The sequence below is a fragment of the Arthrobacter sp. 147(2020) genome (assembly GCF_013116715.1).
Classification (GTDB): Bacteria; Actinomycetota; Actinomycetes; order Actinomycetales; family Micrococcaceae; genus Arthrobacter_D.
The window spans coordinates 43,474-59,100 of the sequence record NZ_JABFOM010000025.1 but is presented as its reverse complement, the minus strand read 5'-3'; the positions used below and the strand labels follow the sequence as shown (position 1 = coordinate 59,100).

The window sequence follows — 15,627 nt, the reverse complement described above, 5'->3', positions numbered from 1 at the left end:
TCATCGCCATCTCACCCGCCGGCGAAACCTACCTCACCCGACCAGACCCACCACCAACACCAAAGGAAGACCCACCACCCTTCTAAGCACAACCCCTTCGACGCCGCGCACCGCTCGGTCGTGCAGCACCCGGCAGTCCCTGCGTGCGGATGGTTTTCTGCTGACCTGCTGACCTGCTGACCTGCTGACCGAACCTGGAGGCTGACCATGCCTAGGGAAGGCAAGCCGAAAGGACAGCAGAGAAGGGCTAGAAGGACCGTGAATGAAGGGCTCGGTCAAGCTCAACGTGCGGATCAAAGGGAGAGGGCGTCGGGAGGCCAGCAGCTGGTGGAGCCCAGCGAGGGGCCCAAGCCCTGTCTGGTCAACCCGGCTTGGGCGCCCAGCTACAACTCGCCATACTCAGGCCAACCCGGCCTCGGCGCCCCGCTACAACTCGCCAAACTCCTGTGGCCCCAATCCGCCTGGGCGGCCCGTCGCCAGAGGCCTCATTCCGCTCGCGCCAGCCCGTTGAGGGAGCCCGCTACCAGTCGCCTCATTCGGGTCGTCTCAAGCCGCTAGCGCGACCCGTTTCCGGTCGCTGGACGCCGGAACGGCCGGACATGCCCAAGACCGAGCTAGAGAGCTCCGACTCCGGTCACCGTGACAACTGGGACACCGGCTTCGTCGGAGGCAGCAAGGTCGATGACTGCGTTGATGCCCCAGTCATGGTTACCGAACGGGTCCTTGAAGATCTGGCGGACCTTCCAGCTGCCGGGCACCTTCTCGATGATGAGCAGGGCTGGACCGCGAGCCTCGGGGCCGTCGTCGATATCTTCGTAATCGCCGAAGTAACCGTCGAGGGCTTCAGTCCACCGGTCGGTGTCCCAGCCGGAGGCACCGTCGAGGGCGCCCAGCGCCACATCGTCCTCGTCCGCAAAGAGCTTGACCCGCTGGAACATCTCGTTCCGGACCATCACCCGGAAGGCACGCTCGTTGGAGGTCACCGAGTCCGGTTCCGGCGGCAGGTCGACAGTGGTGTCGCCGTCGGGACGCCCGCCAGCAGCCAACAGCTCCCACTCCTCGAGCAGGCTGGAGTCGACCTGGCGGATCAGTTCACCAAGCCACTCGATGATGTCGGTGAGGTCCTCCCGGAGGGCCTCGGTGGGAACAGTCTGGCGCAGTGCCTTGTAGCAGTCCGCAAGGTAGCGCAGCAGGATGCCCTCGGACCGGGTGAGGGAGTAGAACGCAATGTACTCGCCGAAGTTCATGGCCCGCTCGTACATGTCTCGGACCACCGACTTCGGGGTCAGCTCAAAGTCGCCCAGCCAGGGTGCGCCACTGCGGTACACGTCGAACGCCTGGAACAGCAGCTCCGCCATCGGCTGCGGATAGGTGACCTCCTCCAGGAGCGCCATCCGCTGGTCATACTCGATGCCGTCGGCCTTCATGGCACCGATCGCCTCGCCGCGGGCCTTCTTCTCCTGGGCGTTGAGGACCTGGCGTGGTTTCTCGAGCGTCGCCTCGATCACCGAGACGACGTCGAGCGCGTAGGTGGGACTTTCGGGGTCGAGCAGCTCCAGGCTGGCCAGCGCAAACGGGGACAGTGGCTGGTTCAGTGCGAAGTTGGCCTGCAGGTGCACTTTCAGGCGGATGGAGCGCCCGTCGGCGTCGGGCTCGGGGAGCCGCTCGACAATACCCGCCGTAACGAGCGACCGGTAGATACCGATCGCCTTTCGGGTCAGCTGCAGCTGGGAGGCGCGGGTCTCATGGTTTTCATTGAGCAGCCGCTGGGCCGCCGAGAACGGGTTCCCGGGACGTTCCAGCAGGTTCAGCAGCATCGAGTGACTGACGGCGAAGCTCGACGTCAGCGGCTCGGGGGTGCCAGCTGCCAACCGCTCATAGGTGGGTTTCCCCCACGAGACGAAACCGGTGGGCGGCTTCTTCCGGACCACCTGGCGGAGCTTCTTCTGGTCGTCACCGAACTTGCCGACGGCTTTGGCCATCGCCCGGGTGTTCTCGACCACGTGATCCGGTGCCTGGACGACGACGGTTCCCGCCGTGTCATAGCCGGCCCGCCCGGCACGGCCGGCGATCTGATGGAACTCGCGGGCGTTGAGCAGGCGGGTGCGGACGCCGTCGTACTTGCTCAGGGCCGTCAACAGGACGGTGCGGATGGGGACGTTGATGCCCACACCCAGCGTGTCGGTCCCGCAGATGACCTTCAGCAGCCCGGCCTGCGCCAGTTGCTCGACCAAGCGGCGGTACTTGGGCAGCATGCCCGCGTGGTGGACCCCGATACCATGCCGGACCAGCCGGTTCAGCGTCTTCCCGAAGCCGGAGGAGAACCGGAACGTGGCGATCAGGTCGGCGATCCTGTCCTTCTCCTCCCGGGAGCAGACGTTGACGCTCATCAGGTTCTGCGCGCGTTCGATGGCTTCGGCCTGGCTGAAATGCACCACATACACCGGTGCCTGCCGGGTACTCAGCAGCTCCTCCAGGGATTCCTGCACGGTCGTCTCGACGTAGTAGAAGTGCAGGGGGATGGGGCGTTCGGCGCTGCTGATAGTGGTGCTGGCGCGGCCGGTGAGCGAGGTGAGCGCCTCCTCGAAACGGGTCATGTCGCCCAGGGTCGCCGACATCAGCAGGAACTGGGCCTGCGGCAGCTCCAACAGAGGGACTTGCCACGCCCAGCCGCGCTGCGGGTCCGAGTAGAAGTGGAACTCGTCCATGATGACGGTGCCGACGTCGGCCTGCGCACCCTCACGGAGGGCAATGTTCGCCAGAATCTCGGCCGTGCAGCAGATGATCGGGGCATCCTGGTTTACGCCGGAATCGCCGGTGATCATGCCGACGTTCTCGGCGCCGAACGTCTCGCAGAGGGCGAAGAACTTTTCGGACACCAGCGCCTTGATCGGCGCGGTGTAGTAGCTGCGCTTGCCCCGGGCAATGGCGTCGAAGTGCGCTGCAACGGCCACCAGTGACTTTCCCGAGCCGGTGGGCGTCGCGAGGATCACGTTGTTGCCCGAGACCAGCTCAAGCACTGCCTCGTCCTGCGCCGGGTACAGGTTCATTCCCTCGCTGGTGGTCCACGCGAGGAACGCGCTGTAGACATCGTCGGCCTGGTCCGTGCCTGCGGGGAGGTGTTCCTGAATTCTCATAGGACTCCAGCCTATCTGCTGCCGCCTTACCGGGGCGCTGGCTGGCCCATTCGGCGGCCCGATACGCTGGAGGCATGCAATGGGATCCCACACAGTACTCACTGTTCTCCGACCACCGCGGCCGGCCGTTCCTCGACCTGGTCGGTCGGATCAACCATGCCGCTCCAAGGGTCGTCGTCGACCTCGGATGCGGGCCGGGGGACCTCACCCGGCTGCTGGCTGAACGCTGGCCCGACGCCGGGGTGCTGGGCATCGACTCGTCGGCCGACATGGTGGGGCGCGCCAATGAGCAATCCGATCCGCCGCCACATCTGCAGTTCGAGACCGGTGATATCCGGGACTTCTCGCCCGCTGACGACGTCGACGTCGTCGTCACCAACGCCGTCCTGCAGTGGGTGCCCGGTCAGGCCGAGCTGGTGCAGAAGTGGGCGCGGGCGCTTCGCCCCGGTGCCTGGCTGGCCCTCCAGGTCCCTGGCAACTTCGGATCCCCGGCGCACACCTTGATGCGCGAACTCGCCGGATCGAACGCCTGGCGGGACAAGCTCGGGGGAGTGCTGCGGCATACCGACGTCGTGTCGGAGCCGGAGGAGTACCTGCGGATGCTCAGCGAGGCGGGCATGACCGCCGACGTCTGGGAGACCACTTACCAGCACGTCCTCGCGGGACCCGATCCGGTCCTGCAATGGCTCAGGGGCACCGGATTGCGCCCGGTACTGCATGCGCTATCCGACGACGACGCCGCGGCCTTCGTGGACCAGTTCACCGCCCTGCTGCGCGGGGCCTACCCCGAGAAACCGTGGGGGACAGTCTTCGGGTTCCGGCGGATCTTCGCGGTCGGCGTGAAGAACCTAAAGAATTAGGCTCCCACCAGGACTGGCTCCACCGGTCGCGCGCTTCGGAGAGGACTCTAAGGGAGGCCACTAAGGTTGACCTCCGAGGTCTGGCCGATGCCTTGTGCAGCTGTGGTGGGTCCCGTCACTCTCTTGTGCAGTTGTGGTGGGTCGGGGCGTGTCCCACCCACCACAGGTGCCCAAAAGATCGCGAGGATCGAGGCGCGCGGGCCGATCACTCGCCACAGGTGCCCATAGGCCGCTGCTACCAGCCGCGGGCGCGCCACTCGTCGAGGTGCGGCCGCTCGGCTCCGAGGGTGGTGCCCTTCCCATGGCCGGGATGCACGATGGTGTCGTCCGGCAAATAATCAAAGATCCGCTCGGACACGTCGTTCATCAGCGATTCGAACCGGGCGGCGTCGCCCTGCGTGTTTCCCACACCCCCTGGGAACAGGGAGTCTCCGGTGAACAGGTGCGCGGGGCCCTGCGGGTCCCGGTACAGCAACGCCACACTGCCCGGTGTGTGCCCGCGCAGCTTGATCGCCTCAAGGTCAAAGCCGTCGAAGTTGCCGATATCGCCGTGGGCGAGGGAAACGTCGGTGGGAACTGAGATATCCGGAACGTCCTCGGTTCCGGCGGCGGTCCGCGCCTTCGTCTGCCCGACGACGTCGGCCAGCGCCCGCACATGGTCCCAGTGCGAGTGGGTGGTGATGATCAACGCCAGCTTGGTGTCGGCCGTGCTGTCGGCGGCGGCATCCTGCAGCAACTGCCCGATGGCGGCCGCGTCGTCGGCAGCGTCGATCAGCACCTGGGCACCGGTCGACTTGGAGGTGAGCAGGTACACGTTGTTGTCCATCTCGCTGACGGAAATGGAGCGGATGGTGAGGTCCTGGAGATTATGCATGGCCCAAGTCTAGGCACGCCGGGAAGCGGGTGGGTCTATCGGGCGTAATCAACGCGTGGAACAATGGCTGCATCTGCACTGTGCCCGAAAAGCGGGAGGACAGCGCACTGAAGAGTCCGAAGACCGAAAGGCAACAGTGAATCCTGGCGCAACAGGCAGCACCGACGTCACCGGCTGGCTGCGCATCGACCAGGCAAGCTCGGTTCCCCCGTATGAACAACTCCGCGTCCAGATCCTGGACGCGGCGAACGACGGGACGCTGCCCGTGGGTACCCGGCTGCCACCGGTGCGGACCCTCGCCGGCCACTTGGGCGTCGCAGTCAACACCGTCGCGCGGGCCTACCGGGAACTGGAACAGGCAAACATCGTCGTCACCCGGTCCCGGGCTGGCACTGTCGTTGCGGCAGCCGGGGACGAAGCGCGCCAGCGAGCCGCCGAAGCGGCTGACGGCTACGCCGATGTGATCAAGGCCAACGGCCTGACAGAGGACGAAGCTGTCGCGTATTTACGGGCTGCTCTGCGCCGTCGGTGAACATCCCGACGCAACCCGCCGACGACACGCTGAAAACACGGTGATCGAACATGTATTCGAACGTAGTTTCAATTAGAGTGGTTGGGTGTCTATTGCAACCTCGCTTGAATCAGAGTTTTCCGACCCCCGCATGACCCAGGATCTGTCACGCCTGGTCGTCAAGGGGGCGCGTGAGCACAACCTCCGCAACGTCGACCTGGACCTGCCCCGGGATGCCATGATCGTGTTTACCGGTCTGTCCGGGTCCGGTAAATCGTCCCTGGCCTTCGACACCATCTTCGCCGAAGGTCAGCGCCGCTACGTGGAGTCCCTCTCCGCTTACGCACGGCAGTTCCTCGGCCAGGTGGACAAGCCCGACGTCGACTTCATCGAGGGTCTCTCGCCGGCAGTGTCCATCGACCAGAAGTCCACCAACAAAAACCCTCGGTCCACAGTCGGCACCATCACCGAGATCTACGACTACATGCGGCTGCTCTGGGCCCGCGTGGGACGCCCGCACTGCCCCACCTGTGGTGAGCCGGTAGCCAAGCAGACCCCCCAGCAGATTGTCGACCAGCTGCTCGAGCTTGAGGAGGGCACCCGCTTCCAGGTCCTCGCCCCCGTAGTCCGCGGACGCAAGGGCGAGTTCGTCGACCTGTTCCAGGAACTCACCGCCAAGGGCTACGCCCGGGCCCGGGTGGACGGCGACGTCATCCAGCTGTCCGACTCACCGAAGCTCGGCAAGCAGTACAAGCACACCATCGAGGTGATCGTCGACCGCCTGGTGGTCAAAGACGGCATCCGCCAGCGACTCACCGACTCGGTGGAAACCGCGCTCAAGCTCGCCGACGGCCGTGTCCTCGCCGACTTCGTCGACCTCCCCGAGAAGGACGCCAAGCGCATCAGGGCCTTCTCCGAGCACCTCGCCTGCCCCAACGAGCACCCGCTGGCGATCGACGAGATCGAGCCACGCTCGTTCTCCTTCAACAACCCCTTCGGCGCCTGCCCGGCCTGCACCGGCATCGGCACCAAGCTGGAGGTTGACGAGGAACTGGTGGTCCCCAACCCCGACCTGACTCTTGCGGAAGGCGCCATCGCCCCCTGGTCGCTGGGCACCGCGACCCTCGAATACTGGACCCGGCTCCTCGAAGGCCTGTCCAAGGAACTGAACTTCAGGATGGACGTGCCCTGGCGGAAGCTGCCGGACCGCGCCCGCGAAGCCGCCCTGTACGGCAAGGACCACAAAGTGGTCGTCCAGTACAAGAACCGCTTCGGACGCGAACGGAAGTACAGCACCGGTTTTGAAGGCGCAGTGCAGTACATCCACCGCAAGCACCTGGAAACCGAGTCGGATCATGCCCGTGACCGCTACGAGGAGTACATGCGGCAGATCCCATGCCCCACGTGCGGGGGAGCCCGGCTGAACCCCGCGTCCCTGTCGGTGCTGATCAACGGCAAGTCGATCGCCTCGGTCGCGGCAATGCCCATGCGAGACTGCAGTGACTTCCTGAACAACCTGGTCCTGACCGGCCGGGAAGCCCAGATCGCATCCCAGGTGCTCAAGGAAATCCAGGCGCGCCTGCAATTCCTGCTCGACGTCGGCCTGGAGTACCTGAACCTTGAACGGTCCTCCGGTACTCTCTCCGGTGGCGAAGCCCAGCGGATCCGGCTTGCCACCCAGATTGGCTCAGGCCTGGTCGGAGTGCTTTACGTCCTCGACGAGCCCTCCATCGGCCTGCACCAGCGGGACAACCGCCGCCTGATCGAAACCCTCGCCCGGCTCCGCAACCTGGGTAATACCCTGATCGTGGTCGAGCATGACGAGGACACCATCCAGGAAGCCGATTGGATTGTCGACATCGGTCCGGGCGCGGGGGAGCACGGCGGCGAGGTGGTCCACTCGGGGCTGCTCGAAGACCTGCTCACCAACGAGCGCTCGATCACCGGTGACTACCTGTCGGGGCGACGGAAGATCGAGATCCCCAAGAAACGCCGGAAAATCGACAAGTCACGCCAGCTCAAGGTGATCGGGGCGCGTGAACACAACCTGACCTCGTTCGACATCGCATTCCCCCTGGGGGTGCTGACCGCCGTGACCGGTGTCAGTGGATCGGGAAAGTCGACCCTGGTCAACGAGATCCTCTACAAGGTCCTCGCCAACAAGCTGAACGGCGCCAAGCAGGTAGCCGGCCGGCACAAGCGGATCGACGGTCTGGAGCACCTCGACAAGGTGGTCCACGTCGACCAGAGCCCGATCGGCCGGACGCCGCGCTCCAACCCCGCCACCTACACCGGCGTCTTCGACAACATCAGGAAGCTCTTCGCCGAGACCACCGAGGCGAAGGTGCGCGGCTACCTTCCCGGCAGGTTCTCGTTCAATGTGAAGGGTGGCCGCTGCGAAGCCTGCTCCGGCGACGGCACCCTGAAGATCGAAATGAACTTCCTCCCCGACGTCTATGTACCGTGCGAGGTCTGCCACGGACAGCGCTACAACCGGGAAACCCTTGAGGTCCATTACAAGGGCAAGACCATCGCCGATGTGCTGAATATGCCGATCGAGGAGGGGGCAGAGTTCTTCGCCGCCTTCAGCCCGATCGCCAGGCACCTCAACACGCTGGTGGAGGTGGGCCTGGGCTACGTGCGGCTGGGGCAGCCAGCTACCACCCTGTCCGGTGGCGAGGCTCAGCGCGTGAAGCTGGCCAGCGAGCTGCAGAAGCGGTCCAACGGACGCAGCATTTACGTACTCGATGAGCCGACCACCGGTCTGCACTTCGAGGACATCCGCAAGCTCCTGCTCGTCCTCCAGGGACTCGTCGACAAGGGGAACACGGTGATCACCATCGAGCACAACCTCGACGTGATCAAGAGCGCCGACTGGGTGATCGACCTCGGGCCCGACGGCGGATCCGGCGGCGGCCAGATCATCGCGACCGGTACCCCCGAGCAGGTGGCCAAGTCGACGAAGAGCTACACCGGCACCTTCCTCGCCGAAACCCTCGGACGATAGGAAACGGCCGATATATTCCGTGGAGGGAATGCAGTTTTCCACTGGGGACCGGCTGTGGGAAACTTGGCCGGTGATGAACTACCGCCTGCTCGTACTCTTTGACCTCGATGGAACTCTCGTCGACCCCGCAGGCGCCATCACCGGTGGAATCACCGCGTCGCTGCAGGCCCACGGGCTTCCTGAGGCGTCGGAAGACCAGCTGCGCGCCATGGTGGGGCCACCTTTGGTGACCTCTCTGCGCGAAATCGCAGGGGTTCCGGAGCAGCTCCTGGACCCGGTCATCGCCCACTACCGGGAGGGCTACCGCCGGCATGGCATGGCCGGTAGCAGGCCCTACCCGGGAGTCATTGAGGTGGTGGAACGGCTGCGTGCCGCCGGACATCTGGTGGCCGTCGCCACCCAGAAGCCGCAGGGGCTGGCGGGCGAGCTGCTCCGCGTCCAGCAGATGGACGGGCTCTTTGAATCCATCAACGGGTCGCCAGACGAGGAACAGGCACCGGGTCCGGACGGCAAGACCCCCATCATCGCCGCGGCACTCGCCCGCCATGAGGGCAGGTACGACGACGCCGTCATGGTTGGCGACCGGTCGCACGACATCAGCGGTGCGGCAGCCAACGGGCTCGACTGCATTCCGGTGGGCTGGGGCTTTGGCTCACCCGAGGAGTTCAGTGCCGCGGGCGCCACCGAAACGGCCGAAACGGCAGAGGCCCTGCTGGATCTGATCCTTGCACGGGTGCCGCAGGAGGTGCGCCATGGGCATCTATGACCTCACCCGTAGCAGCACCCGCGGACTCATCGCCGGGCTCTGCCGCCCCACTGTCGAAGGCCTGGCCAACGTCCCGGCGGACGGCCCGCTGATTGTCGCGGCCAACCACCTGTCTTTCCTTGACAGCGTCCTGATCCAGGCCCTGATGCCCCGGCCGGTCGCGTTCTTCGCCAAGGCCGAGTACTTCACAGGCCGCGGCCTGAAGGGCAAGGCCATGCGCTCCTTCTTCGAGGGGGTCGGCTCGATCCCGGTGGAACGCGGTCAACAGGCGGCAAGCGTGCAGGCGCTGAAAACCCTTCACGAACTGTTGGAGGGCGGCAACGGGATCGGCATCTACCCGGAGGGCACCCGGTCCCGGGACGGGCTGCTGTACCGGGGGAGGACCGGAGTCGGCTGGCTCGCGCTCACCACCGGCGCGCCAGTGCTTCCCGTCGGACTCATCGGCACCGAGAACCTGCAGCCAGCGGGCCAGAAACGGATCAAACCGCAACACTTCACCATGAGGATCGGTGTGCCCCTGTACTTTGAGAAAACCGGCCCCGGGCATTCGCTGCCCGCCCGCCGGCAGGTCACTGACACCATCATGGATTCGATTGCCCACCTGAGCGGCCAGCAACGTTCGGCCAGCTACAACCAGAGCCCGGTCCTCGACTAATGGCAGATCCCCGCAGCTACCGCCCGCAGACCGGAGAAATCCCGGTGGATCCGGGCGTCTACCGGTTCCGTGACGAACACTCACGGGTGGTCTACGTCGGCAAGGCCAAGAACCTGCGCTCCCGGCTGAACTCCTACTTCGCCAACCCCCAGGGCCTGCTGCCCCGTACCCGGGCGATGGTGTTCACCGCTGCGAGCGTCGAGTGGACGGTCGTCGGCAGCGAGCTCGAAGCGTTGCAGCTCGAGTACACCTGGATCAAGGAGTTCAACCCCCGCTTCAACGTCATGTTCCGTGACGACAAGTCCTACCCCTACCTGGCCGTCACGATGGGTGAGAAATACCCGCGCGTCCAGGTCATGCGCGGCGACCGGCGGAAGGACACCCGCTACTTCGGCCCCTTCTACCCCGCCAAGGCGATCCGCGAAACGGTCGACACCCTGCTCCGCGTCTTTCCCGTCCGTACCTGCAGCAGCGGCGTTTTCAAACGGGCCGAGCGCACGGGCAGGCCCTGCCTGCTCGGGTACATCGACAAGTGCTCGGCACCCTGCGTCGGACGCATCAGCCCCGAGGACCACAAGGAGCTGGCCGCCCAGTTCTGTGATTTCATGGGCGGGCAGGCCACCCGGTTCATCGTCGACCTGGAGAAGCGGATGGCGGCCGCCGTCGCCGACCTGGACTACGAGTCCGCAGCGAGGATCCGTGACGATATCGCCGCCCTGAAACGGGTCTTTGAACGCAACACGGTGGTGCTGTCCGAGGACACTGATGCCGACATCTTTGCCCTGAAGGAGGATGAGCTGGAGGCGGCGGTCCAGGTCTTCCACGTGCGCGGCGGCAGGATCCGTGGCCAGCGCGGCTGGATGGTCGAGAAGGTCGAGGACATGACCACCGCCGACCTGGTGGAGCACCTCCTGCAGCAGGTCTACGGCGACGGCAGCAGCAGCAATAACCAGATCCCCCGTGAGGTGCTCGTCCCCGAGCTGCCCAGCAACGCGGACGAGATGTCCGTCTGGCTCGCCGGTCTCCGGGGCGCCAAGGTGGACCTCCGGGTCCCGCGGCGCGGTGACAAGGCCACCCTGCTCGGCACCGTGGAGCAGAACGCCGCCGACGCCCTCCGGCTGCACAAGAGCCGACGCGCCGGCGACCTCACCACCCGGTCGGCCGCCCTCCAGGAACTGCAGGAGGCACTGGACCTGCCTCAGCCCCTGATGCGCATCGAGTGCTTCGACATCTCCCACGTGCAGGGCACCAATGTGGTCGCATCGATGGTGGTGGTCGAGGACGGGTTGCCGCGCAAGGCCGACTACCGTCGGTTCTCCATCACGGGCGACGCCGCCCGGGACGACACCGCCTCGATGTACGACGTGATCCAGCGCCGCTTCCGCAACTACCTGGCGGAGAAGGCTGCACCCGCACTCCCGCCCGCCAGCATCGGCGACGGCGGTGCGCCGCCGGTCCCGCTGGCCGACACCACCACCGCCCCCACGCGCCAGAAGTTCGCCTACCCACCCAATCTGGTGGTGGTCGACGGCGGCCAGCCGCAGGTGCACGCCGCCGCGCGGGCCCTGAAGGACCTGGGGATCGACGACGTGTTTGTGATCGGCCTCGCGAAACGGCTGGAGGAGGTCTGGCTCCCGGACAGCGACTTCCCGGTCATCCTGCCCCGCGCCTCCGAGGGTCTCTTCCTGCTGCAACGGATCCGCGACGAAGCACACCGGTTTGCCATCGCTTTCCACCGGCAGAAGCGGGGCAAGTCGATGACGGCCTCGGCGCTGGACGCGATCCCGGGCCTGGGCCCGGCGAAGCGAAAGGCCCTGCTGGCCCACTTCGGGTCGGTGAAGAAGGTGCGCGCCGCCTCGGTCGAGGAGCTCCAGGCCGTGCCCGGGGTGGGACCGTCCCTCGCCGAAACGGTGCAGCGCGCCCTGGCCGCCGCGACGGCCGACGGCTCCACCAACGCACCGGCCCCGGCCGTGAACATGGCCACCGGCGAAATCCTTGATTCTTAGCTAGGGTAGAGCGTGGGGGAAATCCGCAAGAACCGCTAATACCTGCCGGGATGGAACACGCAAATGACTGAGGGCGAAGCCACCCTGACTCCGATCAAACCTGCCGAATCGGAACTGCTGGTGGTGACCGGCATGTCCGGTGCCGGCAGGAGCACTGCCGCCAACGCGCTGGAAGACCACGGCTGGTACGTGGTGGAAAACCTTCCGCCCCAGATGCTGGGCACCCTGACCGATCTGGTCGCCCGCATGCCCCAGTCCATCCCCAAGCTCGCCGTCGTCGTCGACGTCCGCAGCCAGGAGCTGTTCCACGACATCCGCAGTTCCCTCGACGCCCTCCGCGTCTCGGGCGTCAACTATCGGGTCCTCTTCCTCGACGCCAACGATGACACCCTCGTCCGCCGGTTTGAACAGGGCCGGCGCCCCCACCCGTTGCAGGACGAGGGCCGGATCCTCGACGGCATCGCCGCAGAGCGGGAAATCCTCAAGGAACTCAAGGAAGCCGCCGAGCTTGTGGTCGACACCTCGGAATTGAACGTGCACGCCCTGGCGACCGCCATCACCGAGCTGTTCTCCGAGTCGGGCCCGATCGTCCTGCGGATCAACGTCATGAGCTTCGGCTTCAAGTACGGCCTCCCGGTCGACTCCAACTATGTGGCGGATGTGCGCTTCATCCCCAACCCGCACTGGGTCCCCGTCCTCCGGCCGCAGACCGGACTGGACCAGCCGGTCCGCGACTACGTACTGGGAGCCACCGGCGCGGCCGAGTTCGTCAACCGGTACGTGCACGCGCTCGAACCTGTGCTTGACGGTTACCGACGTGAGAATAAGCACTATGCGACGATCGCGATTGGCTGCACCGGCGGCAAGCACCGTTCGGTAGCGGTCACCGAGGAGATCGCCAAACGCCTGGCCCAGTACCCCCATCTGCAGGTGACTGCCCACCACCGTGACCTGGGTAGGGAATAGTGGCACTCCTCACCGGGTCCCTGCCGCTGCTCCCCGCTGCGGCGGCCAGCCGGCGCGGCTCCGGCCCACAGGAGAACGCCCCCTCGGTGGTGGCGCTCGGCGGCGGGCACGGCCTGTCGTCGTCGCTGTCGGCGTTGCGGCTGCTCACCTCCGAACTCACGGCCATCGTCACCGTGGCCGACGACGGCGGCTCCTCGGGCAAGCTGCGCAAGGAACTCGGGGTACTGCCACCCGGTGACCTGCGGATGGCCCTGGCCGCGCTCTGCGATGACACGGACTGGGGCAGGACCTGGCGCGACGTCATGCAGCACCGCTTCACGTCCAAAGAGGGAGTCGACGGATCCCTGGACAACCACGCGCTCGGCAACCTGCTGATCGTGACCCTCTGGGAGCTGCTGGGAGACCCCGTGGCCGGCCTGCAGTGGGCCGGTGCACTGCTCGGCGCGCGGGGCCGGGTCCTCCCGATGGCCAGCGTCCCGTTGACCATCGAGGGTGACGTGCTCACCGAGGAGAACGGCTCGCTGCGGCTGCGAACCGTCAGTGGGCAATCCCAGCTGGCCGTGGCGGGCAGCGCGGCGAACGTCAACAATGTCCGTCTGCTCCCGGCCGGCGCCCCCGCCTGTGTTGACGCGCTCACCGCCGTGGAGCTTGCCGACTGGGTTATCCTCGGTCCCGGCTCCTGGTACACCTCGGTGCTGCCGCACCTGCTGCTGCCGGAACTGCGGGATGCCCTCTGCAGCACTACCGCCAAGCGGTGCCTCACCATGAACCTGAGCAATGAGACCAAGGAAACCGCCGGCATGTCGGCGGTCGACCATCTTGAAGTCATCAAGCGGTACGCCCCCGATTTCACCGTCGACGTCGTCATCGCCGATCCCGCAGTCATCGGCAACCGCGAGCAGTTCATCGCTGCCGTCGCCGAGATGGGAGGTCGTGCCGTGTTGGGTAAGGTAGGTTCTTCAACGGGCAAACCTGTTCATGATCCCCTGCGCCTCGCAACGGCGTTCCATGACATGTTTGGTGAAAACTAATCGATCTGAGGTTGTATTTGTGGCGCTGACTGCGGACGTGAAAGAGGAGCTGTCGCACCTCTCTGTCAAGAAGTCATCGGTGCGCAAAGCCGAGGTGTCGGCCCTGCTGCGATTCGCGGGGGGCCTGCACATCATTTCCGGCCGGATTGTCATCGAAGCGGAGGTTGACCTCGCGTCGACCGCGCGTCGGCTGCGCACCACCATCGCCGAAGTGTATGGGCACAACAGCGAGATCATCGTCGTCTCCGGCGGCGGACTGCGCCGCGGCAACCGGTATGTGGTCCGGGTGGTGCGCGACGGCGAATCCCTCGCCCGGCAGACCGGCCTCCTCGACAACCGTGGGCGGCCCGTCCGCGGACTGCCCTCGGCCGTGGTGAACGGGTCAACTGCCGACGCTGAAGCGGTGTGGCGCGGCGCCTTTCTCGCCCACGGCTCCCTGACCGAACCGGGGCGCTCCTCGTCCCTCGAGGTCACCTGTCCCGGCCCGGAGTCCGCGCTGGCCCTGGTGGGCGCCGCACGCCGCCTCGGCATCGCTGCCAAAGCACGCGAGGTCAGGGGAGTGGACCGGGTGGTCATCCGGGACGGGGACACCATCGCCGCCCTGCTGACCCGCATGGGAGCGCACGACGCGCTGATGGTCTGGGAGGAACGCAGGATGCGCAAGGAAGTGCGCGCAACAGCGAACCGCCTCGCCAACTTCGACGACGCCAACCTCCGCAGGTCCGCGCAGGCGGCGGTTGCTGCGGGCGCGCGGGTGGAGCGTGCCCTCGAAATCCTGGGGGAGGGTGTACCCGACCATCTCAAATACGCGGGTGAGCTGCGGGTCGCCCACAAGCAGGCCAGCCTCGACGAGCTGGGCAGCCTGGCCAACCCCCCGATGACCAAGGACGCGATCGCTGGACGCATCCGCCGGCTGCTCGCAATGGCCGACAAGCGCGCCATAGAGATTGGAATACCGGGAACCGAAGCCAATGTGACAGCCGACATGTTGGACGAGTGAATCTCTGCATAGGATGGAAGAGGCACGGGAATACCACCGACTACGGCGGGGTTCCCTGCAATATTGAACCAACTACGGTGTCTGACCGGTTGCGGTGCCAAATCACCCGCTGTGTCGGACCGACCTGGAGGAATTCGTGAGCGAGTACGTACTGCCCGAACTGAACTATGACTATGCTGCCCTGGAGCCGCACATCTCCGCACGCATCATGGAGCTCCACCACAGCAAGCACCACGCTGCCTACGTCAAGGGCGCCAACGACGCCATGGCCCAGCTGGCCGAGGCCCGTGAGAAGGGTGACTTCGGAAACATCTCGAAGCTCTCCAAGGACCTTGCCTTCCACACTGGCGGCCACATCAACCACTCAGTCTTCTGGAACAACCTGTCCCCGGACGGCGGCGACTCTCCCGAGGGTGAGCTTGCCGCAGCCATCGACGACGCCTTCGGCTCGTTCGACAAGTTCCGCGCCCAGTTCAGCGCGGCCGCCCTCGCCCTGCAGGGCTCCGGGTGGGCGTTCCTCGCCTACGAGCCCATCGGTGGCAACCTGGTCATCGAGCAGCTCTACGATCAGCAGGGCAACGTCGCGGTGGGCACCACCCCGCTGCTCATGCTGGACATGTGGGAGCACGCCTTCTACCTGGACTACGTCAACGTCAAGGCTGACTACGTCAAGGCCTTCTGGAACATCGTGAACTGGGCCGACGTCGCCAAGCGCTTCGCCGCTGCCCGCACGTCAGCCACCTCGCTGATCGTCGTCGGCTAGTCACACCAGGCACAGCGCCCTCTGGGCGTACCCGGGACGCCGCCCCCGCGG

At 65.9% G+C, this 15,627-nt stretch carries 12 protein-coding genes; 10 read left to right on the top strand and 2 right to left on the bottom strand.

Annotated features, from left to right (window positions below):
* Positions 1-614 precede the first annotated feature (614 nt).
* Entirely contained in the window at positions 615-3,137 is a 2,523-nt protein-coding gene (locus tag HMI58_RS14380; RefSeq protein ID WP_171620692.1) for a DEAD/DEAH box helicase, read from the bottom strand.
* A 74-nt stretch (positions 3,138-3,211) separates the two neighbouring features.
* On the opposite strand from HMI58_RS14380, the gene HMI58_RS14375 reads away from it, so the two are divergent.
* The gene (locus HMI58_RS14375) at positions 3,212-3,997 is read left to right on the top strand and encodes a trans-aconitate 2-methyltransferase (protein ID WP_171620690.1); all 786 of its coding nucleotides are present in this window, start codon (positions 3,212-3,214) and stop codon (positions 3,995-3,997) included.
* Between the two features lie 235 nt (positions 3,998-4,232).
* Here the strand turns inward: HMI58_RS14375 and HMI58_RS14370 are convergent, their stop codons facing one another.
* Positions 4,233-4,871: an MBL fold metallo-hydrolase gene (locus HMI58_RS14370; protein ID WP_171620688.1), complete on the bottom strand. Its 639-nt coding sequence runs from the start codon at positions 4,869-4,871 to the stop codon at positions 4,233-4,235.
* A 136-nt stretch (positions 4,872-5,007) separates the two neighbouring features.
* On the opposite strand from HMI58_RS14370, the gene HMI58_RS14365 reads away from it, so the two are divergent.
* The 9 genes from HMI58_RS14365 to HMI58_RS14325 all read left to right on the top strand — a co-directional run bounded on the left by HMI58_RS14365 (position 5,008) and on the right by HMI58_RS14325 (position 15,576).
* On the top strand, positions 5,008-5,403 hold the full coding sequence (locus tag HMI58_RS14365) for a GntR family transcriptional regulator (protein ID WP_171585108.1): 396 nt from the start codon (positions 5,008-5,010) through the stop codon (positions 5,401-5,403).
* Positions 5,404-5,533: 130 nt separating this feature from the next.
* On the top strand, positions 5,534-8,389 hold the full coding sequence (uvrA, locus tag HMI58_RS14360) for an excinuclease ABC subunit UvrA (protein WP_171620697.1): 2,856 nt from the start codon (positions 5,534-5,536) through the stop codon (positions 8,387-8,389).
* A 28-nt stretch (positions 8,390-8,417) separates the two neighbouring features.
* Entirely contained in the window at positions 8,418-9,155 is a 738-nt protein-coding gene (locus HMI58_RS14355; protein WP_171620686.1) for an HAD hydrolase-like protein, read from the top strand.
* A complete protein-coding gene (locus tag HMI58_RS14350) occupies positions 9,142-9,810 on the top strand; it encodes a lysophospholipid acyltransferase family protein (RefSeq protein WP_171585110.1) in 669 nt (222 codons plus the stop codon). Before HMI58_RS14355 ends, HMI58_RS14350 begins: the two co-directional genes overlap by 14 nt.
* Positions 9,810-11,816 carry an excinuclease ABC subunit UvrC gene (gene uvrC, locus HMI58_RS14345; RefSeq protein WP_171585111.1) on the top strand — a complete coding sequence of 669 codons (2,007 nt, stop codon included), beginning with the start codon at positions 9,810-9,812 and terminating at the stop codon, positions 11,814-11,816. Before HMI58_RS14350 ends, uvrC begins: the two co-directional genes overlap by 1 nt.
* Before the next feature lie 63 nt (positions 11,817-11,879).
* Complete coding sequence (gene rapZ / locus HMI58_RS14340) at positions 11,880-12,782, top strand: RNase adapter RapZ (protein ID WP_171585112.1); 903 nt, start codon at positions 11,880-11,882, stop codon at positions 12,780-12,782.
* Positions 12,782-13,813: a uridine diphosphate-N-acetylglucosamine-binding protein YvcK gene (yvcK, locus tag HMI58_RS14335; protein WP_171585113.1), complete on the top strand. Its 1,032-nt coding sequence runs from the start codon at positions 12,782-12,784 to the stop codon at positions 13,811-13,813. The genes rapZ and yvcK overlap by 1 nt, the downstream gene beginning before the upstream one ends.
* A gap of 19 nt (positions 13,814-13,832) precedes the next feature.
* Positions 13,833-14,813, top strand: coding sequence for a DNA-binding protein WhiA (gene whiA / locus HMI58_RS14330; protein ID WP_171620684.1), 981 nt, complete (start codon positions 13,833-13,835; stop codon positions 14,811-14,813).
* A 136-nt stretch (positions 14,814-14,949) separates the two neighbouring features.
* Positions 14,950-15,576, top strand: coding sequence for a superoxide dismutase (locus HMI58_RS14325; protein WP_171585115.1), 627 nt, complete (start codon positions 14,950-14,952; stop codon positions 15,574-15,576).
* Positions 15,577-15,627 lie beyond the last annotated feature (51 nt).

Coding starts and splice junctions, on each gene's coding strand:
- uvrC (WP_171585111.1), top strand. CDS start 9,810: ATGGCAGATCCCCGCAGCTACCGCCCGCAGACCGGAGAAATCCCGGTG.
- HMI58_RS14370 (WP_171620688.1), bottom strand. CDS start 4,871: ATGCATAATCTCCAGGACCTCACCATCCGCTCCATTTCCGTCAGCGAG.
- rapZ (WP_171585112.1), top strand. CDS start 11,880: ATGACTGAGGGCGAAGCCACCCTGACTCCGATCAAACCTGCCGAATCG.
- HMI58_RS14375 (WP_171620690.1), top strand. CDS start 3,212: ATGCAATGGGATCCCACACAGTACTCACTGTTCTCCGACCACCGCGGC.
- HMI58_RS14380 (WP_171620692.1), bottom strand. CDS start 3,137: ATGAGAATTCAGGAACACCTCCCCGCAGGCACGGACCAGGCCGACGAT.
- uvrA (WP_171620697.1), top strand. CDS start 5,534: ATGACCCAGGATCTGTCACGCCTGGTCGTCAAGGGGGCGCGTGAGCAC.
- HMI58_RS14350 (WP_171585110.1), top strand. CDS start 9,142: ATGGGCATCTATGACCTCACCCGTAGCAGCACCCGCGGACTCATCGCC.
- HMI58_RS14355 (WP_171620686.1), top strand. CDS start 8,418: ATGCAGTTTTCCACTGGGGACCGGCTGTGGGAAACTTGGCCGGTGATG.